The sequence below is a fragment of the Streptomyces sp. WMMC940 genome, assembly GCF_027460265.1.
Taxonomy (GTDB): domain Bacteria; phylum Actinomycetota; class Actinomycetes; order Streptomycetales; family Streptomycetaceae; genus Streptomyces.
On sequence record NZ_JAPZBC010000001.1, the window covers coordinates 1,426,090 to 1,452,572 of the forward strand.

The 26,483-nt window shown below is 73.8% G+C and carries 18 protein-coding genes; 5 read left to right on the plus strand and 13 right to left on the minus strand.

The genetic code is table 11. From position 1 onward, the window contains the following. Nucleotides 1-33: 33 nt before the first annotated feature. The gene (locus O7595_RS06350) at nucleotides 34-1,368 is read right to left on the minus strand and encodes a DUF6777 domain-containing protein (protein ID WP_269727748.1); all 1,335 of its coding nucleotides are present in this window, start codon (nucleotides 1,366-1,368) and stop codon (nucleotides 34-36) included. Nucleotides 1,369-1,547: 179 nt separating this feature from the next. Here O7595_RS06350 and O7595_RS06355 point away from each other — a divergent pair, with 179 nt between their 5' ends. Beyond that, nucleotides 1,548-2,822, plus strand: a complete 1,275-nt coding sequence (locus tag O7595_RS06355) for a streptophobe family protein (RefSeq protein ID WP_443071575.1) — start codon at nucleotides 1,548-1,550, stop codon at nucleotides 2,820-2,822. A 77-nt stretch (nucleotides 2,823-2,899) separates the two neighbouring features. Here the strand turns inward: O7595_RS06355 and O7595_RS06360 are convergent, their stop codons facing one another. From O7595_RS06360 to O7595_RS06390, 7 genes are all read right to left on the minus strand, one after another. After that, nucleotides 2,900-3,517: a hypothetical protein gene (locus O7595_RS06360; protein WP_269727749.1), complete on the minus strand. Its 618-nt coding sequence runs from the start codon at nucleotides 3,515-3,517 to the stop codon at nucleotides 2,900-2,902. A 10-nt stretch (nucleotides 3,518-3,527) separates the two neighbouring features. Further along, nucleotides 3,528-6,095 (minus strand): FHA domain-containing protein, encoded by a 2,568-nt coding sequence (locus tag O7595_RS06365; protein ID WP_269727750.1) that lies wholly within the window; start codon nucleotides 6,093-6,095, stop codon nucleotides 3,528-3,530. A gap of 134 nt (nucleotides 6,096-6,229) precedes the next feature. Next, entirely contained in the window at nucleotides 6,230-7,381 is a 1,152-nt protein-coding gene (locus tag O7595_RS06370) for an XdhC family protein (protein ID WP_269727751.1), read from the minus strand. Between the two features lie 47 nt (nucleotides 7,382-7,428). Then, complete coding sequence (locus O7595_RS06375; RefSeq protein WP_269727752.1) at nucleotides 7,429-8,892, minus strand: NCS2 family permease; 1,464 nt, start codon at nucleotides 8,890-8,892, stop codon at nucleotides 7,429-7,431. Nucleotides 8,893-9,209: 317 nt separating this feature from the next. Then, on the minus strand, nucleotides 9,210-11,618 hold the full coding sequence (locus tag O7595_RS06380; RefSeq protein ID WP_269727753.1) for a xanthine dehydrogenase family protein molybdopterin-binding subunit: 2,409 nt from the start codon (nucleotides 11,616-11,618) through the stop codon (nucleotides 9,210-9,212). 4 nt (nucleotides 11,619-11,622) lie between these two features. Next, nucleotides 11,623-12,213: a (2Fe-2S)-binding protein gene (locus O7595_RS06385; protein WP_138052448.1), complete on the minus strand. Its 591-nt coding sequence runs from the start codon at nucleotides 12,211-12,213 to the stop codon at nucleotides 11,623-11,625. A 2-nt stretch (nucleotides 12,214-12,215) separates the two neighbouring features. Continuing rightward, nucleotides 12,216-13,106 carry an FAD binding domain-containing protein gene (locus O7595_RS06390; protein ID WP_269727754.1) on the minus strand — a complete coding sequence of 297 codons (891 nt, stop codon included), beginning with the start codon at nucleotides 13,104-13,106 and terminating at the stop codon, nucleotides 12,216-12,218. 282 nt (nucleotides 13,107-13,388) lie between these two features. Between O7595_RS06390 and O7595_RS06395 the strand changes: the two genes are divergently transcribed. Next, complete coding sequence (locus tag O7595_RS06395; protein ID WP_269727755.1) at nucleotides 13,389-15,125, plus strand: PucR family transcriptional regulator; 1,737 nt, start codon at nucleotides 13,389-13,391, stop codon at nucleotides 15,123-15,125. 670 nt (nucleotides 15,126-15,795) lie between these two features. Then, nucleotides 15,796-16,560 (plus strand): hypothetical protein, encoded by a 765-nt coding sequence (locus tag O7595_RS06400; RefSeq protein WP_269727756.1) that lies wholly within the window; start codon nucleotides 15,796-15,798, stop codon nucleotides 16,558-16,560. Between the two features lie 299 nt (nucleotides 16,561-16,859). Here O7595_RS06400 and O7595_RS06405 read toward each other — a convergent pair whose 3' ends face one another. Together O7595_RS06405 and O7595_RS06410 are read right to left on the minus strand one after the other, a co-directional pair. After that, the gene (locus O7595_RS06405) at nucleotides 16,860-18,428 is read right to left on the minus strand and encodes a WD40 repeat domain-containing protein (RefSeq protein WP_269727757.1); all 1,569 of its coding nucleotides are present in this window, start codon (nucleotides 18,426-18,428) and stop codon (nucleotides 16,860-16,862) included. A gap of 10 nt (nucleotides 18,429-18,438) precedes the next feature. Further along, on the minus strand, nucleotides 18,439-19,269 hold the full coding sequence (locus tag O7595_RS06410; RefSeq protein WP_269727758.1) for a GntR family transcriptional regulator: 831 nt from the start codon (nucleotides 19,267-19,269) through the stop codon (nucleotides 18,439-18,441). Nucleotides 19,270-19,868: 599 nt separating this feature from the next. Here O7595_RS06410 and O7595_RS06415 point away from each other — a divergent pair. Together O7595_RS06415 and O7595_RS06420 are read left to right on the plus strand one after the other, a co-directional pair. Next, nucleotides 19,869-20,738 carry a (2Fe-2S)-binding protein gene (locus O7595_RS06415; RefSeq protein ID WP_269727759.1) on the plus strand — a complete coding sequence of 290 codons (870 nt, stop codon included), beginning with the start codon at nucleotides 19,869-19,871 and terminating at the stop codon, nucleotides 20,736-20,738. 269 nt (nucleotides 20,739-21,007) lie between these two features. Continuing rightward, nucleotides 21,008-22,063, plus strand: coding sequence for a DUF2637 domain-containing protein (locus tag O7595_RS06420; protein ID WP_269727760.1), 1,056 nt, complete (start codon nucleotides 21,008-21,010; stop codon nucleotides 22,061-22,063). 351 nt (nucleotides 22,064-22,414) lie between these two features. Here the strand turns inward: O7595_RS06420 and O7595_RS06425 are convergent, their stop codons facing one another. The 3 genes from O7595_RS06425 to O7595_RS06435 all read right to left on the minus strand — a co-directional run bounded on the left by O7595_RS06425 (nucleotide 22,415) and on the right by O7595_RS06435 (nucleotide 26,381). Further along, nucleotides 22,415-22,828, minus strand: coding sequence for an ATP-binding protein (locus tag O7595_RS06425; RefSeq protein ID WP_269727761.1), 414 nt, complete (start codon nucleotides 22,826-22,828; stop codon nucleotides 22,415-22,417). A gap of 121 nt (nucleotides 22,829-22,949) precedes the next feature. Beyond that, nucleotides 22,950-24,692 (minus strand): pyruvate dehydrogenase, encoded by a 1,743-nt coding sequence (locus O7595_RS06430; protein WP_269727762.1) that lies wholly within the window; start codon nucleotides 24,690-24,692, stop codon nucleotides 22,950-22,952. Between the two features lie 27 nt (nucleotides 24,693-24,719). Next, entirely contained in the window at nucleotides 24,720-26,381 is a 1,662-nt protein-coding gene (locus O7595_RS06435; protein ID WP_269727763.1) for a protein phosphatase 2C domain-containing protein, read from the minus strand. Between the last annotated feature and the right edge of the window lie 102 nt (nucleotides 26,382-26,483).

A 26,483-nucleotide genomic window follows, 5' to 3' on the forward strand; every position in this document is an offset into this window, starting at 1 on the left:
GCCTCCGGTTCACCTCCCCGGCGATCGCCGTGGTCAGGGTGCCGGGGCCGGAGACGTCGGTGTGCCGGCGGGCGGGACGACGGCGTCCGGCAGTGACGGCGGGACGGGCTCCTGGTCCTGGGGCGGAGGCCCCGTGGTCGGTGGCGGGTTCTCGGGGACGGTCTCCGGCGCCACCGGTGGCGGTGCGGGCGGTTCCTCGGGCGCGGGGCCGGTGGGCGGCTCCGCGGGCGGCTCGCTGACGGTGGTCTCCTCCGGGGGGCGGCCCGGCGAGGTCTCCTCCCCCGGGCTGCGCGGGCCGGGCGTGTCGGTGCCGTCGGTGGCCGGGCCGGGCGGCGACGTGTCGCCCGATCCGGGGCTCTCGCGCTCCGGGCTCCCGGAGGCCTCGTCGGACGGGCTGGCGGTCGCCTCCTCGGGCGGGACGAGAACCGGGGTCGACGGGTCCCGCGGCGGTGGGGCCGGTTTGTCCTTCGCCCCGTCGTCGCCCCTCTCGCGGGCGAAGTAGTCGTGCTCCGCGGGGTCGTACACGACGAAGACCTCGACGGGCCTCGGCGCCGGGGTGACGGCCACGGTCTCGGCCGGGTTGTAGCCGGGCCAGGCGTCGCCCCTGCGCTCCGCGGGGCCGCGGACGAAGACCGGCGGCAGCAGCGGGTTGCCGCAGGCGCAGCGCACGCGGGGCACGCCGCGGTCGTCGACGAGAACGGCGGTGCCGGTCTGCAGGACGGCCTGGTAGGGGTGGGCCGCGCCGTCCGTGAAACCGTGGTTGGTGACCCTGGTGTCCATCCGCAGGGTCACGGGGGTCAGGGAGCGCAGGTACGCGGGGACCGCGGCCGGCGCGAGCCCGAGGGCCGAGGCGAAGGCCCGGTTCCGGTCCGGCTGGTCGGCGAGGAACCGGATCTGCTGCTCGGTGTCGCAGCTGGCGGTCTTCTCCGTGCCGCCGTAGAGGCCCGGCGTCGCACCGTCCACTCCCCGGGTGACGTGGGCGCCGGCCGGGGACGGGCTCGCCGGGGAGGCGGGCAGTTTGGCACGCGGCTGCGGGGTCCCGGGGACCTTCGCCGTCGACCGGGTGAAGGGGTCGGGGCCGGTCGCGGCCGCGGCCTGCAGCTGGATCTCGGTGCCGGTCCCGCCCGTACCGCCGGGCCGGGTGAGGACGACGACGAGCGCGGCGGCCACGACGACGGCCGCGGTGAGCACGGCGATCCTCGGAACCGAGCGCCACCAGGGGCCCGGACCGCCCGGACCGCCGCCCGCGGGGCCTGACGGTCCGCCGACCGGGGGCGCGGGCGGAGGCGGTGGCGGAGTCGCCTCCCCGCCCGAGAGCGGGCCGGAGGGAGGTCCTGCGGGTCGCCCCGACGGCGGTTGCGCGCTCACGGGCCCTACTTCCCAGACCGGGACGTCCGTTCCCCGGGGGTCCCGGATCCACCGGCCGTGCCGGAGATCGAGAGTGCCTGTCCCCCAATTGTGTGCGCGGCCGCGGCGGGGCCCGCAAGCCGAACCGGTCGGAGCAGCCGGGCGGGCGGGCGGCGGTCCCCGCTGCTTACGGTGGCACCGTGAGCCAGCAGCCCCCCACCCCCCGGCGCGGCGGCGCGCACGGCCTGCGCGACTGGCGCGACGCGCTGGTGGCGGTCGTGGCGGGCTTCGCCGCGATGCTCGTCGTGGCCGCCGCGGGACTGTGGGCGGCGGGCGCGACGGACCTCCCCGAGAGTGCGTTCCCGCAGGTCGTGGCAGCGGTGGTGGTCCTGGCGGCCGGCGGTGAGGTGACGCTCGCCGGGGACGCGGGGTTCGTGGCGCAGTCCCAGGCCGAACTCGCGGTGATGCCGCTGTCGGTGAGCCTCGTGGGGGCCCTGGTGACCGCGACGGCGTTCCTGCGTCCGCTGCGGCACCGCGCCGTGGCCGGGACCCGCGAACTGCTCGGCCGGTTCGCCCGGCTGGCGGTCCTGTGGCTGGCGGCACTCGCCGGCCTCACCGCCCTGGCGCGTAAGACGTTCCGGATCCCGCTCGCGGAGGACTCCCCGCTGTCCGACATCGGCGAGTTCCTGGACGCAGCCCCCCGGCTCGGCTTCCGCGCGGAGCTCGGGACCACCCTGCTGTACGGGCTGCTGTGGCTGATCGGGGTGACCGCCCTGGCCCTGATCGTGTCGCGCCGGGCTCCGCTGCCCCCGCGGCTGGTGCCCTTCCAGGAGGCGGTGCGTCCCGCTGCGTACGCGATGGTGTGGCTGCTGCTCGCGTACGTGGTCGTCGGGCTGTGCGCCGGCATCGTGGTCGCGGTGACCCAGGGGCACCCCGGGCGTACCTTCGCGGTGATCCTGCTCGGTCTGCCCAACCTCGCCTGGCCCGCGCTCACCCTCGGTCTCGGCGCCACCTGGGAGGGCAAGGTCGAGGGGCCGTTCGGACTGCCGATGCCGCAGGTGCTGGACACGGTGCTGCGCGGCGAGGACCTCTCGACGCTGAACGTGGCCACGCTGGCCGAGCAGGACGGGCGGGCGTGGTGGCTGGTGGTCCTCGCGGCGGTGCTGGTGCCCGCCGCGGCCTTCCTCGTGGCGGCGCGCTCCCCGGCACGGACCAGGCCCTGGCAGCACGCCCTGCGGATGGGCGTGGCCCTGGCCCTCACGGTGCTCTTCGTGTGTCTCACCGGCCGGGTCGCCGCGCGCTACGGCCTCTCGCTGCTCGGCGTCGGCGACCTCGGAGGGCTGGGCGGGGAGGTGTCGCTGCAGCCCCGGCTGTGGGCGGCGGTCGGCATCGGCCTCGGCTGGGGCCTCGTCGCCGGGCTGCTCGGCTCCCTGCTGGCGGCACCGGTACGGCGCCGTGGCGAGGTGGACGGCTGAGCGGTCGCGGCCGGACGGACCGCGCGGGGAGGGGCGCCGGCGCCGCCGATGGGGGCGGGGGGCGACCGGGCGTGGCGTCAGCCGGACGTGCCCCGACCGCGGCCCGTCTCGGTGATCTGCGTCGGTGGCGCCGGAGCCGCGGTCCTCCCGGGGGCGGTGGTGCGCCGGGGCGGCTGCGACGCCGACTCGCGCGGCGACTGCGGGGGCGCTGCGACGGCGAACGGGGCCAGCTGGGCGCCGTCGCAGTACACCCACCGCTCGTGCTCCGCGTCGTACAGCCAGAGCGTCTCCCCGTCCACGACCATCCCCAGCCGTATCCCCCGGGTGCGCCTTCGGAACGTCTCACGGTCGGCGCTGCCCGCGGCCAGCTCGTCCGCGGCCCGGCGGTACTGGGCGAGCACCTCCTCCGCGCGGGCGAGCAGCGGCTGCGGATCGGACGTGCGGTCCAACGGCTGCCCGGCCGACGGCGGGGCCTGCGGGACGGCGACGAGCAGCCGCCCGTCGACCCAGGCCGACCATCCGTTGGCGCACATGACCCGCCCCCAGTCGCCGCGCCGGTCGACGAGTTCGACCGGCAGGAACGGGTCGAGTGGCACGCTCGGGCTGCTGACGTCGGGGGCCTGCCAGGTGGGCAGGCCGTCACCGGGGACGACGTGCGTCGGGCTGAAGCCCGGGACGGCGGTGGGCTCGGTCATCGGCACCCCGTCACTTCCGCATGACCGCGGGCTCGTGCCGCCGCAGCAGCATCGCGACGACGAACCAGAGCGCCACGCTGAGCAGCACCATCACGCCCAGGTTCGTGAGCCACACCGACGCGGAGTGGTCGAAGAGCGGATCGGCGGTGTCCTTGCCGGGCACGATCCGGGCGAGGTCGACCGTGCTCGCCATCGCGGCGAAGGCCCAGCGTGCGGGCACCAGCCAGCCCAGCTGCTCCATGCCCAGCACGCCGTCGAGCTTCAGCAGGGCGCCGCAGAAGACGATCTGGACCATGGTGAGGAGCACCAGCAGCGGCATGGTGACCTCCTCCTTGGGAACCAGCGCGGAGATCACGAGGCCGAGCATCATCGACGTGAACGACAGCAGCGCCACGGCCAGGGTGATCTCGAGCAGCGGGGGCAGGAGCACGCCCTGGCCGCCGGGCGCGTTCAGGTCCACGCCGGCGAGGCCCACGAGGGTGAGGACGACCGCCTGGACGACCGTGATCGAGCCGAGCACCACGACCTTGGACGTCAGATAGGCGGATCTGGACAGGCCGACCGCCCGTTCCCGCCGGTAGATCACGCGCTCCTTCACCAGCTCGCGCACCGCGTTCGCCGCGCCCGTCAGCACCCCGCCGACGCAGAGCACGAGCAGGGCGTCCATGGTGGTGTCCAGCGTGAACTTGCTTCCCGCCAGGGCCCGGGCCATGACGCCCATCCCGAAGGGCAGCGCGATCATGATGACGATGAAGGTGCGGTCCGCGCTCAGCACGGACACATAGCGGCGGACCAGTGTGCCCAACTGCCCGAACCAACTCTGGGACTTGGGCGGTGGCGCCGCCGCCACCGGCCGGCGGTCCGGCGCGGCGCGCGGCTGGGGTCTGAGTGCGATGTACTGGCGGTGCTGCGACGACGCCCGGTAGTCCCCCGCCCAGTCGCGGTCGTGGTCGTTCTCGAACGCCTCGAACGCCTCCGGCCACTGGTCGAAGCCGAAGAACTCCAGGGCGTCCTCGGGTGCGCCGAAGTAGGCGATCCGGCCGCCCGGCGCCATGACCAGCAGCCGGTCGCACACATCGAGGTTGAGCACGCTGTGGGTGACCACGATGACCGTACGGCCGTCGTCGGCGAGTCCGCGCAGCATGTGCATCACCGAGCGGTCCATGCCCGGGTCCAGGCCCGAGGTGGGCTCGTCGAGGAAGAGCAGCGACGGCTTCGTCAGCAGCTCCAGCGCAACGCTGACGCGTTTGCGCTGGCCGCCGGAGAGACTGTGGATGGGCTGGTCGGCGCGCTGCTCCAGGCCCAGTTCGCGGATGACCTCCTCGACCCTCGCCTCACGCTCCGCGGATGCCGTGTCCTCGGGGAAGCGCAGTTCGGCGGCGTAGCCGAGGGCCCGGCGCACGGTGAGCTGGACGTGCAGGATGTCGTCCTGCGGTACGAGCCCGATGCGGCGGCGGAGTTCGGCGTAGTCGCGGTACAGGTCGCGTCCGTCGTAGACGACGGTGCCGTGCTCGGCTGGGCGGAGCCCGGTGAGCGCGTTCAGGAGGGTCGACTTGCCGGCCCCGCTGGGTCCGACCACGGCGAGCAGGCACTTCTCGCCGACCGGGAACGACACGTGGTCGAGGAGCACCTTGCGGCCCTCGTCCACCGTGACGGCGAGGTCCTGCACGTCGAGCGAGATCTCGCCGGAGTCCACGAACTCCTGCAGTTCGTCGCCGACGAGACGGAAGGTGGAGTGGCCGATGCCGACGGTGTCCCCTTCCGAGATCCCCGCCTCGGTCACCGGCTGGCCGTTGAGGTAGGTGCCGTTGTGGCTGTCGAGGTCGACGATCTCGTAGCGGCCGTCCAGGTGGGCGCGGAGCTCGGCGTGCCGGCGGGAGACGATGAGGTCGTCGATGACGATGTCGTTGTCGGCGGCTCGGCCGATGCGGACCGTGCGGGTGGGCAGCGGGCGTACGGTCGTGGGCTGCCGGAACGTGCTCGTGGCGGCGGCACCCGTGGCGGCGGGCGGCGGCGGGGTCTCGGCGGGCCGGACCTCCGGTTCCCGCCGGGCCGCGGCCTCGCGGGCGCCCGGTGCGGGGCCGGCGGGCTCGCGGGCGCCGGACGCGGGGATCTCCGGCTCACGGTCCGGGGAGGGCGCTCCCCGCTCCCGGACGCCGGGTGGGGCGGTTCCGGACGCGGGTGCCGCGGGTGACGGCCGGTCCGGACGCGGGGCCCCGCCCCGGGGGCGGGCCGCCGGCGCTGCCCCGGGCTCGGCCTCCGTGCCCACGAGCACGGCGCGCGGGCCGTCCTGCGGGTTGCCGAACCGGATGACGCTGCCCGGTCCCACGCCCCACTCGTGGACGCGGCGGCCTTCGGTGTACGTGCCGTTCGTGCTGTTCTCGTCCTCGACGGTCCAGTGGTCCGCGACGGTCCTGAGGACCGCGTGGTGCCAGGACACCCGGGCGTCGTCCAGGACGATGTCGCTCAGGGGGTCCCGCCCGACGTGGTACACCCGGCCCGGGCTCATGAGCGTCGAGCCCCCGTCGGTTTCGATGACCAGCTCGGGCGCGGTCGGCGCAGCGGGCCGCTCAGCCATGCGACGATTTTAACTTTTGCCCCCTTTGTCCGCCCGATCGGCGGGGTCGGCACGGCGGCGAGGAGGGCACGGGGAGCGGACTCAGGGACGGGCCGCCGGGTCAGGAGCCGCCCACCGCCCCGCGGGACCTCGGCTCAGGCGACGGACCCCACGGACCGGGCCGGCAGGCGCGGGCCGTCGTGATGGATCGGCGTGTGGGCGCCCGCCAGGGGCACGCCGGTGCCGCCGCGCCGGCCCGCGACGATCTCCGCGGCGATGGACACCGCCGTCTCCTCGGGCGTACGGGCCCCGAGGTCGAGGCCGATCGGCGAGCGCAGCCGGGCGAGTTCGAGTTCGCCGACGCCCGCCTCGCGCAGCCGGGCGTTGCGGTCCTCGTGGGTGCGGCGTGATCCCATCGCGCCGACGTAGGCGACGGGCAGCCGCAGGGCCCGTTCCAGCAGCGGTACGTCGAACTTGGCGTCGTGGGTGAGGACGCACAGCACCGTGCGTCCGTCGACATCGGTCGACTCCAGGTAGCGGTGCGGCCATTCGACGACGATCTCGTCCGCGTCGGGGAAGCGGGCCCGCGTCGCGAAGACCGGGCGGGCGTCGCACACGGTGACGTGGTACCCGAGGAACTTGCCGACCCGGACGAGGGCGGAGGCGAAGTCGATGGCCCCGAAGACGATCATCCGGGGGGCGGGAACGCTGGACTCGACGAGCAGGGTGAGCGGACGTCCGCAGCGGGAGCCGTCCTCGCCGATACCGGCGGTGCCGGTGCGCCCCGCGTCCAGCAGGGCGCGGGCCTCGCCCGCGGCGGTGCGGTCGAGTTCGGGGTGGCCGCCGAGGGTGCCTTCGTACGAGCCGTCGCCACGGACGAGGAGGGCGCGGCCCATCAGCTCGCCGGGCCCGTCGGTGATCCGGGCGACCGCAGCGGCCTCCCCTCGTGACGCGGCGGCCAGCGCCGCCGCGACGACGCCCCTGCAGGGGGAGTCCGCGCGGACCGGGGTGACGAGGACGTCGATGATCCCGCCGCAGGTCAGCCCCACGGCGAAGGCGTCGTCGTCGCTGTAGCCGAAGCGCTCCAGGACGGTCCGGCCGTCCTCGAGCGCCTGCAGGCACAGATCGTAGACGGCGCCCTCCACGCATCCCCCGGAGACCGACCCGATGGCCGTGCCGTCACTGTCGACGGCGAGCGCGGCACCGGGCTGGCGGGGCGCGCTGCCGCCGACGGCCACCACGGTGGCGACGGCGAAGTCACGTCCTTGCCCGACCCACCGGCCCAGCTCGTCGGCGATGTCCAGCATGTCGGTCTCCTCGGGGTTTCGTGGACGCGTGGAGGGCGCGGCCGGGGTCAGTGGACGCCCAGCCAGCCTTCGATCGGGTTCAGGGCGAAGAACACGATGAAGACCGCGGTCAGGACCCACATGAAGCCGCCCACCTCCCGGGACTTGCCCTGGGCGACCTTGATGGCGACGTACGCGATGACGCCCGCGGCGACACCGGGGGTGATGCTGTACGTGAACGGCATCAGCACGACGGTGAGGAAGACCGGGACGGCGACGGAACGGTCGCCCCAGTCCACGTGCCTGGCGTTCTGCATCATCATCGCGCCGATGACGACCAGGGCCGCGGAGGCGACCTGGGGCGGCACGATCGCGGTGAGCGGGGTGAAGAAGAGGCAGGCCGCGAAGAACAGTCCGGTGACGACCGAGGCGAGGCCGGTCCGCGCGCCCTCGCCGACGCCGGTGGCGGACTCGACGAACACGGTCTGGCCGGAGCCGCCCGAGACACCGCCGACAGCACCGCCGGCGCCGTCGATGAACAGCGCCTTCGACAGACCCGGCATCCGGCCGCGCTCGTCGGCCAGCTTGGCCTCGGTGCCGACTCCGATGATGGTGGCCATGGCGTCGAAGAAGCCGGCCAGCACCAGGGTGAAGACGATGAATCCGACGGTGATCGCGCCGACCTCGCCCCAGCCGCCGAACTCGACGTGCCCGAAGAGCGAGAAGTCGGGCATGGAGACGGCGCCGCCGGCGAGCTCCGGCGGGGACATGTTCCAGGCCTTGGCGTCGAGACCGGCGACGTTGTGGACGGCGACCGCGACGACGGTGCCGACGGCGATGCCGACGAGGATGGCGCCGGGTATCCCACGGGCCTGCAGCATGAAGATCAGCAGCAGGGTGAAGCAGAAGATCAGTACCGGCCAGCCGGCGAGTTCACCGCCGGCGCCGAGGGTGACGGGCGGACCGAACTCCGCGCCCTTGCCGACGAACCCGGCCTTGACCAGGCCGATCAGCGCGATGAACAGGCCGATGCCCATGGTGATGCCGTGCTTGAGGGCCAGCGGGATCGAGTTCATGATCAGCTCGCGCAGCCCGGTCACCACCAGCAGGCAGATCACCACGCCGTACATCACGCACATGGCCATCGCCTGCGGCCAGGTCATCTGGGGGACGACCTGCGAGGCGAGGACGCCGGAGACGCTCAGGCCGGCCGCGAGGGCGAGCGGGACCTTGCCGACGAAGCCCATCAGCAGGGTCGTCGCCGCGGCCGCGAAGGCAGTCGCAGTGATGAGTCCCGGTTGGCTCAGGACGTTGCCGGCGACGTCCTTGCCGTTGAGGATCAGCGGGTTGAGCAGGAGGATGTACGCCATCGCCATGAAGGTGGTGATGCCGCCGCGCACCTCGCGCGCGACCGTCGATCCTCGTTCGGAGATGTGAAAGTACCGGTCGAGCCAGGACCGTCCGGCGGGGACGCGCGAGCCGGGGCCGGCGTCCTCAGCGGTGGTCCTCGGCTCCACTGACGACTGGGTCATGGTTGCCTACTCCCAAGGTTCACAGGGGCACCCGCATCGCATCCGAGAACTGGCTCGGGCCACGGGATTTGGGATCTTGCGTTGGCTGCACGACCCGGGGGACGGCCCGAGACGAACGCTCTGCGGAAGGGGAACCCCGCCGGGGCGCCGGTCCGCAGTACTTCGGGTGTTGCTGGTGCCGGCACCACGGTGTGCGGTACCCGGCGGCCGGGGACGGATCCCCGGAAGTACGGTCCCCTCGCGAGGGGGCCCGGGAGGCGTCCCGGGCGGGACGGCCCGGGGCCCGGGGGACGGTGGTCCCCCGGCACCCCCGCGGCTCAGGTGCCGGTCAGGTGCTCCGGGCGAACCGGCGTCCTGTTGAGTTCCAGGCCCGTCGCGTCGCGGATCGCCGCGAGGACTGCCGGAGTGGAGGACAGCGTCGGCGCCTCACCGATGCCGCGAAGCCCGTACGGGGCGTGCTCGTCGGCGAGTTCGAGCACGTCGACCGGGATCGTCGGCGTGTCGAGGATGGTGGGGATCAGGTAGTCCGTGAAGGAGGGGTTGCGCACCTTCGCGGTCTTCGGGTCGACGATGATCTCCTCCATGACGGCCACTCCCAGACCCTGGGTGGTGCCGCCCTGGATCTGCCCGACGACGGACAGCGGGTTCAGCGCCTTGCCGACGTCCTGCGCACAGGCCAGCTCGACGACCTTCACCAGGCCCAGCTCCGTGTCCACCTCGACGACGGCGCGGTGCGCCGCGAACGAGTACTGGACGTGGCCGTTGCCCTGGCCGGTGCGCAGGTCGAAGGCCTCGGTCGGGCGGTGCCGCCACTCGGCCTCCACCTCGACGGCCTCGTCCTCCAGCACGTCCACCAGGTCGGCGAGGACCTCGCCGCCGTCGGTGACGACCTTGCCGCCTTCGAGCAGCAGTTCGGCGGTGGCCCAGGCCGGGTGGTGGGAGCCGAACTTGCGGCGGCCGATCTCCAGGACCTTCTCGCGGACCAGCTCGCAGGAGTTCTTCACCGCGCCGCCCGTGACGTACGTCTGCCGGGAGGCGGAGGTGGAGCCTGCGGAGCCGACCTGGGTGTCGGCCGGGTGGATGGTCACCTGGGTCACGCCCAGTTCGGTACGGGCGATCTGGGCGTGCACGGTGACACCGCCCTGGCCGACCTCCGCCATCGCCGTGTGCACGGTGGCGACCGGCACTCCCCCGACGACCTCCACCCGGACCCTGGCGGTCGAGTAGTCGTCGAAGCCCTCGGAGAAACCGACGTTCTTGATGCCGACCGCGTAGCCGACACCGCGGACGACGCCCTCGCCGTGGGTGGTGTTGGACAGTCCGCCGGGCAGGGCGCGCACATCGGCCTCGCCGCCCGCGACCTCCCACTGTCGCTCCGGCGGCATCGGACGGGCCTTGACGCGGCGCAGCAGTTCCGCCACCGGCGCCGGCGAGTCCACCGGCTGCCCGGTGGGCATGATCGTGCCCTGCTCCATGGCGTTGAGCTGCCGGAACTCCACCGGGTCCATGCCCAGTTCGGCCGCCAGCTTGTCCATCTGGGCCTCGTAGGCGAAGCAGGCCTGCACCGCGCCGAAACCGCGCATCGCGCCGCACGGCGGGTTGTTGGTGTAGAGCGCGATGGCCTCGATGTCGACGTCGTCGACGACGTACGGGCCGACCGACAGCGAGGCGGCGTTGCCGACGACGGCCGGGGAGGCCGACGCGTACGCGCCGCCGTCCAGGACGATCCGGCACTTCAGGTGCGTGAGCTTGCCGTCCCTGGTGGCGCCGTGCTCGTAGTACAGCTTCGCCGGGTGCCGGTGCACATGGCCGAAGAAGGACTCGAAGCGGTTGTAGACCATCTTCACGGGCTTGCCGGTGCGCAGCGCGAGGAGGCAGCCGTGGATCTGCATGGAGATGTCCTCGCGGCCGCCGAAGGCCCCGCCGACACCGGAGAGCGTCATCCGCACCTTCTCCTCGGGCAGGCCGAGGACCGGGGCGATCTGGCGGAGGTCTGAGTGCAGCCACTGGGTGGCCACGTACAGGTCGACACCGCCGTCCTCGGCGGGCACGGCGAGGCCGGACTCGGGGCCGAGGAAGGCCTGGTCCTGCATGCCGAAGACGTACTCGCCCTCGACGATCACGTCGGCGCGCTCGCGGGCCCGGGCCGCGTCGCCGCGGACGATGGGCTGACGGTGCACGATGTTCGGGTGCGGGACGTGGCCGATGTGGTGGTCGTCGCGGTTCTCGTGGACCAGGACCGCGCCGGGGGCCGTCGCCGACTCCTCGTCGGTGATCAGCGGCAGCTCGGCGTAGTCGATCCTGATCTTGGCGGCGGCGCGGCGGGCGGTCTCCGGGTGGTCGGCGGCGACGAGGGCCACCGGCTCGCCGTGGTGGCGGACCTTCCCGTGCGCGAGGACCGGCGTGTCCTGGATCTCCAGGCCGTAGTTCTTCATCGCCGCGGGCAGGTCGTCGTAGGTGAGGACCGCGTGGACGCCGGGCACGGCCAGGGCCTCGGAGATGTCGATGGACCGGATCTCGGCGTGCGCGACGGTGGAACGCAGCGTGTGGCCCCACAGCATGTCCTCGTGCCACATGTCCGAGGAGTAGGCGAACTCGCCGGTGACCTTGAGGATGCCGTCGGGGCGGAGCGTGGACTCGCCGATGCCGCCCTTGGTCTGCGAGCCCTGGGTGACCTTGGTGGGAGTACCGGCCGGGGCGGCGGTGACTCGGGGGTCGAGCGCCATGGTGTCAGACCGCCTCTCCCTGCCGGGCGGCCGCGAGGCGGACCGCGTCGAGGATCTTCTCGTAGCCGGTGCAGCGGCACAGATTGCCGGAGAGCGCCTCGCGGATGTCCGCGTCGGACGGGGAGGCGTTGTGCTCCAGCAGCTCGTCGGCGGCGACCAGCAGACCCGGGGTGCAGAAACCGCACTGCACGGCGCCGGCGTCGATGAACGCCTGCTGGACCGGGGACAGTTCGGTGCCCTCGCCGGTCTGCGAGTCGGTTCCCCCGGCGCTCCACTGCCGGGCCTCCTGCAGCGACGTACCGCAGGCGTCCGTGGCGCATCCGCCGTGTCCGTGCTCGGCACGCTGCCGGGCGAAGTCCGCCAGGCCCTCGACGGTGACGACCTCGCGGCCCTCCACCTGCCCGGCCGCGACCAGGCACGAGCACACCGGCACACCGTCGAGGCGGACCGTGCAGGAACCGCACTCGCCCTGCTCGCAGGCGTTCTTGGAGCCGGGCAGGCCCAGGCGCTCACGGAGCACGTAGAGGAGGCTCTCGCCCTCCCACACGTCGTCGGCTTCCTGCTTACGGCCGTTGACCGTGAAATTCACGCGCATGGTTATGCAGCTCCTTCAAGCGTGCGGCCGCTGCCGCGGTACTGCTCCCAGGTCCAGCCGAGCGTGCGCCGGGCCATGATGCCGACCGCGTGCCGGCGGTACTTGGCGGTGCCGCGGACGTCGTCGATCGGGTTGCAGGCGCCGGAGGCCAGCTCCGCGAACCGCTTGGCGATCGAGGGAGTGATGATCTTTCCGCTGTCCCAGAAGCCGCCGTCGCGGAGCGCGGCGTTGAGGAACTCCTCGGCGGCTTCGGCGCGTACCGGGGTGGGCGCGGCAGAGCCGATGCCGGTCCGCACGGTGCGGGTCTCGGGGTGCAGGGCGATGCCGAAGGCACACACGGCGATGACCATCGCGTTGCGGGTGCCGACCTTCGAGTACTGCTGCGGCCCGTCGGCCTTCTTGATGTGGACGGCCCTGATGAGCTCGTCCGCGGCGAGCGCGTTGCGCTTCACTCCGGTGTAGAACGCGTCGATCGGGATGGAACGGGTGCCCCGCACCGACTCGACCTCGACCTCGGCGCCGGCGGCCAGCAGGGCCGGGTGGGCGTCACCGGCGGGGGACGCGGTGCCGAGGTTGCCGCCGACGCCGCCGCGGTTGCGGATCTGCGGCGAGGCGACGGTGTGGGAGGCGAGCGCCAGGCCGGGCAGCTCGGTCCGGAGGTTCTCCATGATCCGCGTGTACGGAACGGAGGCGCCCAGCCGGACGGTCTCCTCTCCGACTTCCCACTCGCTCAGCTCGGTGATGCGGTTCAGGTCCAGGAGGTACTCGGGCCGACGGTGGTCGAAGTTGATCTCGACCATGATGTCGGTGCCACCCGCGATGGGCACAGCAGTGGGGTGCTCGGCTTTCGCGGCGAGCGCCTCCTCCCAGCTGGCGGGGCGAAGGAAGTCCATGAGTGGCTCTCTTCTACGTGATTCGGTCGTTCACTGGGGCCCGGGGACGGCCGGCCCTGGCGGGATGTTCATGTCCTGTTAACGCGGTGTGGCCCAGTACACAAGGACCGCCTCGCCGGGTGCAGTCACCGAAACCATGAAGGAGTTGGCTGGTCGCCACCCTCGTCTTGTAGATTCGAACGAAAGGCGGAGACCGGTAACCTCTCCGTTTTCCTCCCGAAACCATCGGCACACCCCTCAACACAGTCCAACGGCACCACACGAAAGATCGGCGGCGACGAGATGCGGCTGCGCGCACTGCTGGAGACCGACGCGCTGGGCCTGCGGCTGCTCGGCGGCGACGACGAGCTGGACCGCACCGTCCGCGGCGTGATGACGACCGACCTTCGCGACCCGAGCCGCTACCTCTCGGGCGGTGAACTCGTACTCACCGGGCTCGCCTGGCGGCGCAGCGCCGATGACTCCGAGCCTTTTGTACGCATTCTCGCAAGCGCGGGGGTCGTCGGGCTGGCTGCCGGCGAGGCGGAGCTCGGAGACATCCCCGACGATCTCGTCCTGGCCTGCGAACGGCACAGGCTGCCGCTCTTCGCCGTGAACGAGGACGTGGCATTCGCAACGATCACCGAACACGTCGTGCGCCAGGTGTCGGGCGAGCGGGCCGGTGACCTGGCCGCCGTCGTCGACCGCCACCGCCGGCTGATGACCTCGGGCCCGGCGGGCGGCGGCCCGGAGGTCGTCCTCGATCTCCTCGGCTCCGACCTGGACCTTCGCGCCTGGGTACTCTCCCCCGCCGGGCGCCGGATCGCCGGGGCGGGCGAACCGCTGCCGCCGGGGACCGGCGCCGAACTGGCCGCCGAGCATCTGGCCGCGACCCGCACGGGGCGCCGCGGCCCGCACCGCGCCACCGTCCGCGGCACCACGTATTCGCTGTTCCCGATCCGGAACACGGGCCGGGGCGCCGCACCGGCCTCCCGGGACGTCCGGGAGACCGTGCTGTCGGACTGGCTGCTGGCCGTGGAGGCCGACGCGTCCGACTGGCCCGCCGCCCGGCTCGACCTGCTGCAGGGCGTCACCCAGCTGATCGCCGTCGAACGGGACCGGCGGGAGGCGGCCCGCACGGTACGGCGCCGGCTGGCCCAGGAGGTCCTGGAACTCGTCCAGGCGGGCGCTCCGCCCGCCGAGATCGCCGCCCGCCTCAGGGTCGCCGCTCCCGTCCTGCTGCCGGGCCTCGGCACGGCGCCCCACTGGCAGGTCGTCGTGGCCCGGGTCGACTGGGACGCGGAGGGCGGCTCCGCCGTCGAGGCCGGGCCGGCCGCCCAGTCGCTCCTGGAGGAGATCCTCGTGGACCCGGCGGCGCCGGGCTCCGAGACCGCGGACCGGATCGCCGTCGCCCACAGCGGTGAGGAGGCCGTGGCGCTCGTCCCGCTGCCGGCGGTGCCGGCCGCTGCGGGCGAGGCGGGCGAGACGGGCGAGCCGCCCGAGGGACGGACCGACGAGCAGGGCCCCGGCCGGCACGACGGACCCGGGCTCCACGCGGACGCACTGCTCGAGGCGGTCCGCGAACCGCTCTCCGCGGGCCTCGCCGACGACGGCCGCCTCACCCTCGGCGTCAGCGCCGCCGTCCACTCCGCGGAAGGACTGCGCGGCGCCCTGGAGGAGGCCCGGCACGCCCGCCGCGTGGCAGCCGCCCGCCCCGGACGGGTGTGCGCGGCCGGCCACCACGAGCTGGCCTCGCACGTCCTGCTGCTGCCGTTCGTCCCCGACGACGTCCGCAGGGCGTTCACCGCCCGGCTCCTCGACCCGCTGCGCGACTACGACCGCCGCCATCGCGCCGAACTCATCCCGACGCTCGGGGCGTTCCTGGACTGCGACGGCTCGTGGACGCGCTGCGCGACCCGGCTCCATCTGCACGTCAACACGCTGCGGTACCGGGTCGGGCGGATCGAGCAGCTGACGGGCCGGGACCTGTCGCGGCTGGAGGACAAGCTGGACTTCTTCCTGGCCCTGCGGATGAGCTGATCGGAGGGTGAGCCGACGCGGGGACGAGGGGACCCGGGGTAAGCCGACGCGGGGATGAGCCGACCGGGGGATGAGCCGACTGCGGCCCGGAGAGGACTGCAGCGGCCCGCGGCCTGCCGGGCCGGGGCGCGGCGCGCGGGTGCATGTTCGGGCTTCGGGCTTCGGGCTTCGGGCTTCGGGCTTCGGGCTTCGGGCTTCGGGCTTCGGGCTTCGGGCAGGAACGACCGGAGCCGCCGGGGGCCGTGGCTTCTCGTGGGGAGCGACCAGGGGACCGGAGGGCCGTCCGGGCGGAGTTCCGCGGGGACCGCCATCCGCCGGTCCGGCCGGCCCGACTGAGGCGGCGTCCACCGCGGAGGACCGAGCGGGAACGACGGACCCGGCGCCGACCTGCGACGCAGCAGACGATCGCACACTCGCGAGGGGAATCGCTACGCACCCCGCGCGCGGTGAGGCCCCGTCAAGCGGCGTACATCCGTTCACCCGAATGTCTGGGAATCATCGACCGGGCCCGTATCGCACCGGAATTGCACGGCCTTCGTCGATCAAACTCCCGACGATTGTGAATTGATTCACCAGACCCCTTGGCCACGCAGCCCGATCCGTGCTCTCATTCCGTCTGACTCAACAGCACAATGGCGCGCTTGGGGAGGGCAATGTGGCGTATACCGCCATGTCTGGTTCCGGAACCACAGCAAGTGACGATCCACTCCAGACCGCGGTATGGCGGCTGCGCTCGCGCGGCTGTTGGACGGACGCGGCAGCCCTCCTCGCCCCCCGCGCGACGTCCCCCGCGCTGACCGTGCAACGCGCCTCGCTCCTCGTGGAACGCTGTCTGTTCACCGGCGTCGGCTGGGCGGACGCGGAGGACGCCCTGCGCGCGGCGGAGGCCGCGGCGGGGGACGACGACGAGCGCGGCGCGGCCGCCTGCGAGCGCGGTCAACTCGCCTACGCCTCAACCGTGCTGGGCGTGCGCGACCGGGCCGACGAGGCGCGCGCCGCCCTCGGCCGGGCGGCCGCGCTGCTCGCACCGGAGGCGGCGGGCCGACCGCTCCTCGACTTCCGCCGGGGCCTGGTCGCCGAACACCTCGCCGACTCGGCACAGGCCGCCCGCGCGGCCTACCACCGCGCCCACGCCGGCGCCCTCGCCCACGGCGACACACTGCTGCTGTCCTTCACCTGGCGCCATCTCGCCGCACTGGCCCTGCGCGACGGCGAACTCGCCGAGGCCCGGCAGGGGTTCACCGAATCACTGCGCATCCGCGAGGAGTTGGGCTATCTGATCGGCACGGCCCCGGCACTGGCTGCGCTCGCCGACACCGAGCCTGAACCGGAGGCCACCCGCCTGCGCACGGAGGCCACCCGCCTCTTCCGTCTGCTCGGCGGCGTCCCGACCTGGCTCGCCGACCAACTGGCCCCGCCGGCCCCGGCGGCTTGACACGTCGAGTGCCGTCCCGGCGGCACGTCGCGCCTCGCACCCCCGGTCGGTGCGGTTCTTGCCGCTCGGTGCGATGTTGCCGGCCGTGCGATGCTGCCGGCCGCTGCTCCCGGCAGCATGAACCGACCCAGGCGAACGCACCCGATCGGTCGGTCGACCGCCCCGCCGGTCGTGTGACATGTCACAGGTGACGGGTCCGCGGGCGCGACGCATCGCGTGCCGCCCCTCGGGCACGGCGCAATCCGTCGGGCACGGCACGCCCCGTCGGGGCTGGGACGCGCCGGCGCACCGGCCGGTCATCACGGGGCCCGCGCCGTGACGCGGAACAGCGTGTCGTCCGTACCGACGACGATCGACCCCTCCTCCGGCACCGCCACCGCCCGGACCGGCGGGCCGGGTCGCAGCGGCAGGGCCTCCTCCGTACCGAAGCGGCGGAGTTCGACGAGTCCGTCCGCCCAGGCGACGGCCAGCGTCCGGCCGTGGACCGCGAGCGCGGTCACCGGGACACCCCGTTCCACGAACGGGGTGTGCTCCGGACGGCGGCCGGGCGTCCAGGTGCGAACCGTGCCGTCCGCGCCCCCGCTGCACACCAGCGGCGCCGGACCGTCCGACACGGCCACGGCGGTGACCCTGCCGCGGTGCGCGGCGGCCTGGTGCATGCCGTCGTAACCGAACGCGTGCAGCGATCCGTGACGGTCGCCGACCAGGACGAGCCTGGCAGTGGCGGCCAGTGCGGTGCCGGGATGCGCGTCCAGGGTGGCGGCCACCGCGTCCGTGAGCGGGGTGTCGCCGTGGGTGCGGAGGCGTCCCCGTTCGTCCAGCATCAGCAGGGTGCCGTCGGGCAGGGGGGCGAGCGCCGTGATCCGCACGGTCATGGTGGCCGTCCCCGGTGCGGGAGTGGCGTCGGCGGGGTGCACCGAACGTATCGCTCCGCGCTGATCGGCGACGAGCAGATGCCGCGACCAACGGCCCGTGCCCTGGGCGAGCGCCGCCACCGGGCCGGGCCAGGGCGGGGAGACATCGCCGCGCACCCGGGTCCAGTCGGACCGCCACGGAGCCGCGGTGGCGAGGGCGTCGAGGGCCGGGCGAAGGCGGGGGTCGGCGTCGTCACCGAGCGAGGTGAGCAGGACGAGTGCCCGCTCGGCCGGCGACTGTTCACGGATCAGCGACTGGCCGGCCCGGAACCAGGCCGCCCGCAGTCCGCCGTGCTCGTCCGGCTCACCGTGCCCCTCCGCGTCTCCCGCCGGCTCACCGTGCCCCTCCGCGTCTCCTGCCGGACCGACGTGCCCCTTCGAACGCCGGTCCGGGCCGCCCATCCCGTCCGGGCCGCCGCCCGCGTCCGGGCGTTTTGCCGGACCGTCGTACGTGTCCGTGCGTCGCCCCCGGCCGTGGTTCTCGTTCGGGCGTCCGCGCGGGCCGTCAGCGCCGTGCTCGTAAGCGGCCGTCACGGCCACGGGATCCGCGGCACAGACCACGGCCGGGTCGCCGAGGTCCGGCGGTCCGGCGCGGACCGGCTCCACGAGGCGGTCACCGCTTCCGTCCGCCGCGGCACCGGACGGAAGCGGCGCCCGTTCCGGGTCCGGGTCCGACGCGGGAGACCCGTCCCGTGCGACTCCCGGTTCCCGCCCGAGTGAGGTGACCAGCCGGATGTGGCCCAGGTCCCGCAGGGCGCGCACGAGTTCGGTCACCTCGGCCGGCTCCCCGCCGTCCGGCGGCGGAGGAGCGACGGCCACGCCCGTGAGACCGATGCCCGTCAGCGCGCCGACCAGTTCACCGGGGCTCCTGGCCACGACGCCGAACCGGTTGGCGAGGGCCCACACCGCGCCGCGCACGCTCTGGGCCGGAAGGGGGACGACCGGGTCGCGCACCGCTCCCGCCCTAGCGGTCCGCGCCGTTGAAGTGCTCCCGTACGAGGGAGCTCACCACGGCCAGGTCCTGCACCATCAGCGCCTCCAGCAGGGCCGCGTGCTCGGCCGCGTCGGCCACGAGGTCCGCACGGCGCGGCGCGGGGGCGCTCAGCAGCGGCCACTGCGAGCGCCGGTGGAGGTCGTCGGCGACCGCGACGAGTTGGTCGTTGCCGGCGAGCGAGAGGACGGCGCGATGGAAGGCGCGGTCGGCCTCCGCGTAGCCGGCCCGGTCTCCGGTCGCGGCGGCGGCCGCGGTCGCCTCGGCGAGCGGCACGAGTTCGGCCCAGCGGGCGGCCGGGACGGTACGGGCGAGCCGCAGCATCACCGGCATCTCGATCAGGGCGCGGACCTCGGCCAGCTCGGCCAGTTCCCGGGCGGTGCGCACGACGACCCGGAAGCCGCGGTTGGGGATCGTCTCCACCGCGCCTTCGAGGGCGAGTTGCTGCATCGCCTCGCGTACGGGGGTGGCGGAGACACCGAACCGCTCGCCCAGCGCGGGGGCCGAGTAGACCTCGCCGGGGCGCAGTTCACCGCTGACGAGAGCCGCCCGGAGGGCGTCCACGATCTGGCCGCGCACGGAGTGCCGACGGACGACCGTGCCGGGCGCCGGGGGTTCGCTGTGGGTGTGCTCACCCCGGACGTGCGCGCCGGACGGCGACTCCGTACCGTCGTCATGCCTGCGCGGCGCGGGGGCCCCGGTGACGGACTGCTCCCTACCGGCCGCCTCGCCCCGGCCGCTGCCCCGCCCCCCGGAGGGAGGCCGGGCACCGGGCGCACGCTCCTCGCGGGTCTGACCGGCCACCGGGGCATGCGCCTCCCCGGGAAGGGGGGCCGCGGCGGGGTGGGGGCCCTGGGCGGACCGCTCCGCTCGGGCCCGGGCCGGAGCCGGACCGTGTGACGGACGCGGGCCGCCTTCCGGAACCGCGCCCTGGGCCGAAGGCGGGCCGCATGCGGGAGCCGGGCCGTGTGCCGGCGCGGAGCCATGAGCCGGAGCCGATCCCCGGGCGGGAACCGAGCCACTTGCCGCATCCGGTCCCTGGACCGGGCCCGGGAGCCCTCCGGAGCCGGAGCCGTTGTCCGGGCGGGTACCGGAGCCGGGACCGGAACGTGGGCCGGTATCGGAGCCGGGGCCGTGGCCGGAACGTGGGCCCGAACGGGGGCCGGGAGCGTGCTCCGCCCGCGTCTGCCCGGGAACGCGGAAGGACGCGGACGGCTGTGCCGCCGCATGGCCGCGCGCGCTGCCCTGCTCCACTCGGGTCCTCCTCCGCCTGCGCTCCGGGCCCGGCTCGCACGGCGCGGGTCCTGCGTGCACGATAAGCGGACGGGGTCACAGTTCAAACACCGATCACATCGGGTAAGGTAAGGCTAACCTGCCAACGATCGCGATTCGGTGGTCCCAGCATGACGGTCCCCGCTGTCCTTCACGGCTCGCGGCCTCCCGCCCCCTCCCCCGCCACAACGCCCGTGACCGGCGCGTACGCACGGATGTCCGCGGTGTTCCCCGGGCTCGGCGTGCGAGAGCTCACGGAAGGCGAGCCGGCGCCGCGCGGAACCGGCTGGGTCGCGGCGGCCGACCTCGCGGCCGGCGGCGCCGCCCTCGACGCGTTCCTGGCGTGGGACGACGCACAAGTGCTGCAGGACTACGGCCGGCAGGCCCGCCCGGACGTCGTCGCGAGCTTCGGGCTCCACCGCTACGCCTGGCCGGCCTGCCTGCTGATCACGGTGCCGTGGTTCCTGGAACGGCGTGTCCCTCGGCTGCCCGTCGGGGACGTCTCCTACCAGCGCGCCCGCAGCCGGATGGCGGTCCGCGTGCGCACCTTCTCCTGTCTGCCGGGCGACCCGGCGGCCGGACACCCCGGCGCGCGCGTGGTCGCCGACGAGGACGCACTGCGTGCGGAGGTGCGGGACGCCGTCACCGAGCACATGGAGGCGATCCTCGACAGCTTCGGCCCGCGCATGCGGCGCGGACGGCGCGCCCTGTGGGGCATGGCTACGGACGAGGTCGTCGAAGGGCTCTGGTACGTGGCGCACCTTCTCGGCGAGGAGCGCCGCGCCATGACGGAGTTGGAGGCGCTGCTCCCGGGCGCCACCAAGCCGTACGTCGGCACGGCCGGGTTCCGCGAGCTCACCGGGCCGTCCGGGGAGCCGCTGCCCACCAGGGACCGGGCGAGCTGCTGCATGTTCTACACGCTGCGCCCCGAGGACACCTGCGTCACCTGTCCCCGCACCTGCGACGCCGACCGGGTGCGGCGCCTCGCCGCACAGGGCTGACCCGGGCCGGCACTCCCCGGGGTTCGGCTCACGCCCGACGGCGCTCGAAGTTCGGCACCCCCGACGGCACGCTCGACCGACGTCCCGCGAGCTGCGGTAATCGAACTCAATTCCCTTCACCTGCCGGGATGTTCGAGCGAATGGCACCAATTCGCAGGTCATGCGGACCTGTTGGCGCTCTCTTGCCGTGAAACCCCTTGTCCGCGACGGCACTTCGGCCAATATGGCGCGCGAAACGCCCAACGCGATGCAGATGCAAGGGACACCGCATGAGACTGACCGACATATCGCTCGACTGGCTGCTTCCGGGCGGCGTGATGCTCGCAGGGGTCGGCGCGGCGGTCGCGGTGCTCGCGCGCGGCAGGCGCACCCGGGGCAGTGCCGCGACCGAGGACTCGTGGGAGCGCAGCGAGGAACGCCGCAGGCGCAAGGAGGCCGTCTACGGCACCGCGTCGTACCTCCTGCTCTTCTGCTGCGCCGCGGTCGCCGCGGCACTGTCGTTCCACGGCCTGGTCGGCTTCGGCCGGCAGAACCTGAACCTCTCCGGCGGCTGGGAGTACCTGGTCCCGTTCGGCCTCGACGGCGCCGCGATGTTCTGCTCGGTGCTCGCCGTGCGTGAGGCCAGCCACGGCGACGCCGCGCTCGGCTCACGCATCCTGGTCTGGCTGTTCGCCGGTGCGGCGGCCTGGTTCAACTGGGTCCACGCGCCGCGCGGGCTCGGTCACGACGGTGCCCCGCACTTCTTCGCGGGGATGTCGCTGTCCGCGGCCGTGCTCTTCGACCGGGCGCTGAAGCAGACCCGCAGGGCGGCGTTGCGCGAGCAGGGCCTGGTGCCCCGGCCGCTGCCGCAGATCCGGGTCGTGCGGTGGCTGCGGGCGCCCCGTGAGACGTTCGGTGCCTGGTCGCTGATGCTGCTCGAAGGAGTGCGCACCCTCGACGAGGCGGTCGACGAGGTACGCGAGGACCGGCGCCGGAACGAGCAGGAGCGCATGCGCCGTCGCGATCACGAGAAGCTGGAGCGGGCACGGCTGCGGGCGCTCAGCCGGCAGCACCGGGCGTGGGGGCGGCGCGGCGGACGGCAGGTGGAGGTCACCACCACCGTGAGCGGCGGTCTCCCCGGCTCCGCACCGGCCGTCGGAGCCGTCGTGGAGCCCGCCAAGGCCGAGTCCGGCCAACTGCCGTCGCGCTCAAGGCCCTCCCTGCAGGCCGTCAAGGGCAGTGACCCCGTCACGGTCGACCTCACGGCCGAGGACGACACCCAGGCGCTGCCGCGTCTCGAGTCCCTCGAGCAGAAACTCAAGCATCTCGAGCAACAGTTCGGCTGACACCGCACGGTACCGGCACGGGCGGGCCCCTTCACGGGTCCCGCCCGTCCGCGTCGAACCCGCCCGGCGGCGCGTCGCACCCGCGTTCAACGGCGTCGTGGGCCGACCCGCGCTGCACATCGCGACGTACGGACCGGTACGGGGCTCGCGCCTCCCCAACGATCGGCCCCGAGCCTCGCGCCTCCCCAACGATCGGCCCCGAGCCTCGCGTCCGGCTCACGGTCGGCGCCGAGCCTCACTCCCAACTCCGGCGCCCCGGGCGTCATAGCCCTCCGCGTGAGCGATACCCCGGACCCCACCCCGCACGCACTCCGGCCGGCGTCGACGCGTCCATACCTCCCGTCACGCCGGTCACGCCGGTCCACCGTGCAGTTCGAACCACACCGCCTTGCCGAGGCCGTGGGCCCGTACACCCCACGCGTCAGCGAGGCTCTGCACCAGCAGCAGGCCCCTTCCGTGCGTGCTCTCGTCGGGCACGGGCTCCGCGGGCGGCTCCACCAGCCCGGTCGTGAAGTCCCTTACCTCGACCCGCAGTCGTGCGGGTGCCACCGTCGCCGTGACGACCGCCCCGTCCTCCGTGTGCACCAACGCGTTCGTCACCAGTTCACTGGTCAGCAGCTCCGCCACCTCGGCCGAGCCCGGCTCGCCCCAGTGGCCCAGCAGGGCCCGCAGAGCCCTTCTCACCTCCGGTACCGCCCTGAGGTCCGCGCGCCTCACGCTGCGTCGCAACTGCGCGGCGCCCGAACCCTCCTGACGTCCCGCCATTTTCCCCCACCGCACGTCGGAACGGTCCCTTCCCCTTCGGTCGTCCCGTCCGGCTCGAACAGGCACTCCCGGAATGCATGCCCCGCGGACGTGCCGCCACGCATGCCGATCTCACCCGGAGTCACGGACGCGGCACGTTCCGCAGGTTCGAGCGCGCCATCTGGACCATCCGGCCGACGCCGCCGTCCAGCACGATCTTGCTCGCGGAGAGCGCGAAACCCGTGACCATCTCGGCGCTGATCCTCGGTGGGATGGACAGGGCGTTGGGGTCGGTGACGACGTCGACGAGGGCCGGGCCGTCGTGCGCGAAGGCGTCCTTGAGCGCGCCCGCGAGCTGCTTCGGCTTCTCGACCCGGACGCCGTACATCCCCACGGCCCGGGCCAGCTCGGCGAAGTCCGGGTTGAGGTTGCCGGTTCCGTACGAAGGCAGACCCGCGACCAGCATCTCCAGCTCGACCATACTCAGCGAGGAGTTGTTGAACAGCACGATCTTGACCGGCAGGTCGTGCTGCCGCAGGGTGAGCAAGTCGCCCATCAGCATGGTGAGTCCGCCGTCGCCGGACATCGAGACGACCTGGCGGTCGCGGTTGACGAACTGGGCGCCGATGGCCTGCGGCAGAGCGTTCGCCATCGAGCCGTGGCTGAAGGAGCCGATGATGCGCCGCCGGCCGTTCGGGGTGACGTAGCGGGCCGCCCAGACGTTGCACATGCCCGTGTCCACGGTGAACACCGCGTCGTCAGCGGCGAGTTCGTCGAGCACGGACGCCACGTACTCCGGGTGGATGGGCACGTGCCTGTCGACCTTGCGGGTGTACGCCTTGATCACGCCCTCCAGCGCCTCCGCGTGCTTCTTCAGCATCTTGTCGAGGAAGCGCCGGTCGTCCTTCAGCCGCACGCGCGGGATGAGACAGCGGAGCGTCTCACGCACATCACCCCAGACGGCGAGATCGAGTTTGGATCGGCGGCCGAGGTTCTCGGGCCGGATGTCGACCTGGGCGATCCTCACGTCGCCCGGCAGGAAGGCGTTGTACGGGAAGTCCGTGCCGAGCAGGATCAGCAGGTCGCACTCGTGGGTGGCCTCGTAGGCGGCGCCGTAGCCGAGCAGTCCGCTCATGCCGACGTCGTACGGGTTGTCGTACTGGATCCACTCCTTGCCGCGGAGCGCATGCCCGACGGGTGACTTGACGCGCTCCGCGAACTGCATGACCTCGTGGTGCGCGCCCGCGGTGCCGCTGCCGCAGAAGAGCGTCACGCGGTCCGCCTCGTCGATCATCCGGGCCAGGGCGTCGATCTCCACGTCGCCGGGCCGGACGGTGGGGCGCGAGGTGACGAGGGCGTGCTCGATCGACTTCTCCGGCGCGGGACGGGAGGCGATGTCACCCGGGAGAGCTACGACGCTGACGCCGCTGCGGCCGATGGCCTGCTGGACCGCGGTCTGCAGCAGGCGCGGCATCTGCTGCGGGTTGGAGATCAGCTCGCAGTAGTGGCTGCATTCCTTGAACAGCTGGTCCGGATGGGTCTCCTGGAAGTAACCGAGACCGATCTCGGACGACGGGATGTGCGAGGCGAGGGCGAGGACCGGGGCCATGGAGCGATGGGCGTCGTACAGGCCGTTGATCAGGTGCAGATTGCCGGGGCCGCAGGAGCCGGCGCACGCGGCGAGCCGGCCCGAGATCTGCGCCTCGGCGCCGGCGGCGAACGCGGCCGTCTCCTCGTGGCGGACCTGGACCCAGTCGATCGCGGAGTTGCGGCGGATGGCGTCGACGACGGGGTTGAGGCTGTCACCGACGACTCCGTACAGCCGCCGCACGCCGGCGCGGACGAGGATGTCGACGAACTGTTCTGCGACGTTCTGCTTGGCCATGGATCCATCTATCCACGGCTCCGGCGGTCACGCCTCCCAGACGGCGCACGCCGTACGGTCGTCGGCGTAGCCCTTCACCCTCAGCTGGGTGTCGGCCAGGTAGGTGGCGAGACCGGGCGGTTCCGTCCCGGCCCAGCGTTCCGCCAGTTCCTCGGCGAGTGCGGCCTCGCCGCGCAGGGGGTCGGCGAGGCCGTTGCTGCAGAGCAGCAGCGTGTCCCCCGGGCGGGCCACGGACGCACGGAACCGGAACGGTTCGGCGGGCGGTGGGACGGGCGCGTCGATGTGCGGCGACGGGGGTGTCGTGACGCCGAGGTCCATGGTGAGCCGATCGCCGTCACGGGCCCCGGCGGGCGGGGAGCCGTAGCTGACGACGGGTTCTCCGGCCGGGGTGTCCGGCAGGGACGGCTCGAGGTCCTGCCAGCCGCCGTCGCGCAGGCGGAACAGCCCGCCCTCGCCGACCCCGAAGAACACCCGGGTGCGGCAGCCGGGATCGGCGGACAGCAGCAGGCACCGAAGGCTCGCCGTGTACTCCTCCGGTGTCACGCCCAGCTCGGCGGCGCGGGCGCGGAGCTTGCCGAAGGAACGGTCGATGAGCCGGTGGAGCCCCGACTTCAGGTCGCCGCGCCGGCCGGCCCGTATGTCCTCGGCGAGCCGGGCGTGGCTGCGGCCGACGGCGCCGCCGATCCAGCGGCAGGCGTCGGCGGCGGCCAGGTGGGCGCCTTCCGCGGCCCGTGCGCCGGTGGCCACGGCGACCAGTACGAGGGCCCCCTCACCGGCACCGAAGCGTGCGGTGAGCAATGCGTCGCGGCGGGGCTCACCGCGGTATCGGGCCGAGTCCCCCCGCACGGAGGCGGCCCGCAGGGTGAACGCGCCGTATCGCGCACCGTCCAGCACGGTGTCCGCGACGATCCCGTCGAGCTCGTCCGGATCCGCGGCGGGCAGTGCGGTGGGCTCGGCGTCGTACGTGGGCGGCCGGTCCCCCACGTACCCGCCCCTGCCCCTGCCTCCGGTGCCCTCCTTGCGTCGTGGCCACGGCACGGCCCCGCGTCGCCCCGCGTTCCGGGTCACCCGATCGGAGGGCGCGTCGGCCGCTCCGGCGGGAGGCGCGGCGGGCTTCGGCGGGAGTGCCGCGGGCGGCCCTCCCGCGGGGTCCCCCACGGGCTCGGCACCGGCCGCGGCGGGCGGGGGCGTCACCGGCGCGGGGACGGGCGGGGCGGCAGAGGTCGCAGGGACGGGCGGGACTGACGAGGCGTCGGGCGCGGATCCGCCGGGGGCCGTCGGTGGCGGCGCGACCGGCGGGGGCGGCGACGGTACGGAGGACGAGGGCAGCGGGCTCTCGACGCCCGGCGCGGGCGGCGGCGCCGGCGGAGGCGGAGGTGCGGCGGAGACAGTGGGAGCAGTGGGGGCAGGCCACCCGGGTTCGGTGCGGGACGCGCGCGGGTCCTCGGCGGAACCCGTCGGGGTGGACGGGGCGGCGGGCGGCTCCCAAGGGGCGCCGCCACCGCGGCGGGACGGGCGCCACCAGGTGCCCCGGGCCCCTTCGGGACCCACCGTGTCCACCGCGGAGTCGAAACGGTCGTCGAGTGTGTCGCCCGCCGGCGCGGCGGGACCGGTGTCCGGGGCGGACTCGTCGTACAGCCGGTTCCACCAGTCGTCGCCCGCGGCGGGCCTCTCCCCCTGCTGACTCATGCCCTTATTGTCCACCGCGGGGGCCGCACGAAAACGGCGTATTCCGCAATGTCCCGGTCCACAGGCATGTCCGCCGGGCGTCCCCACCCCCCACGGGAAGGA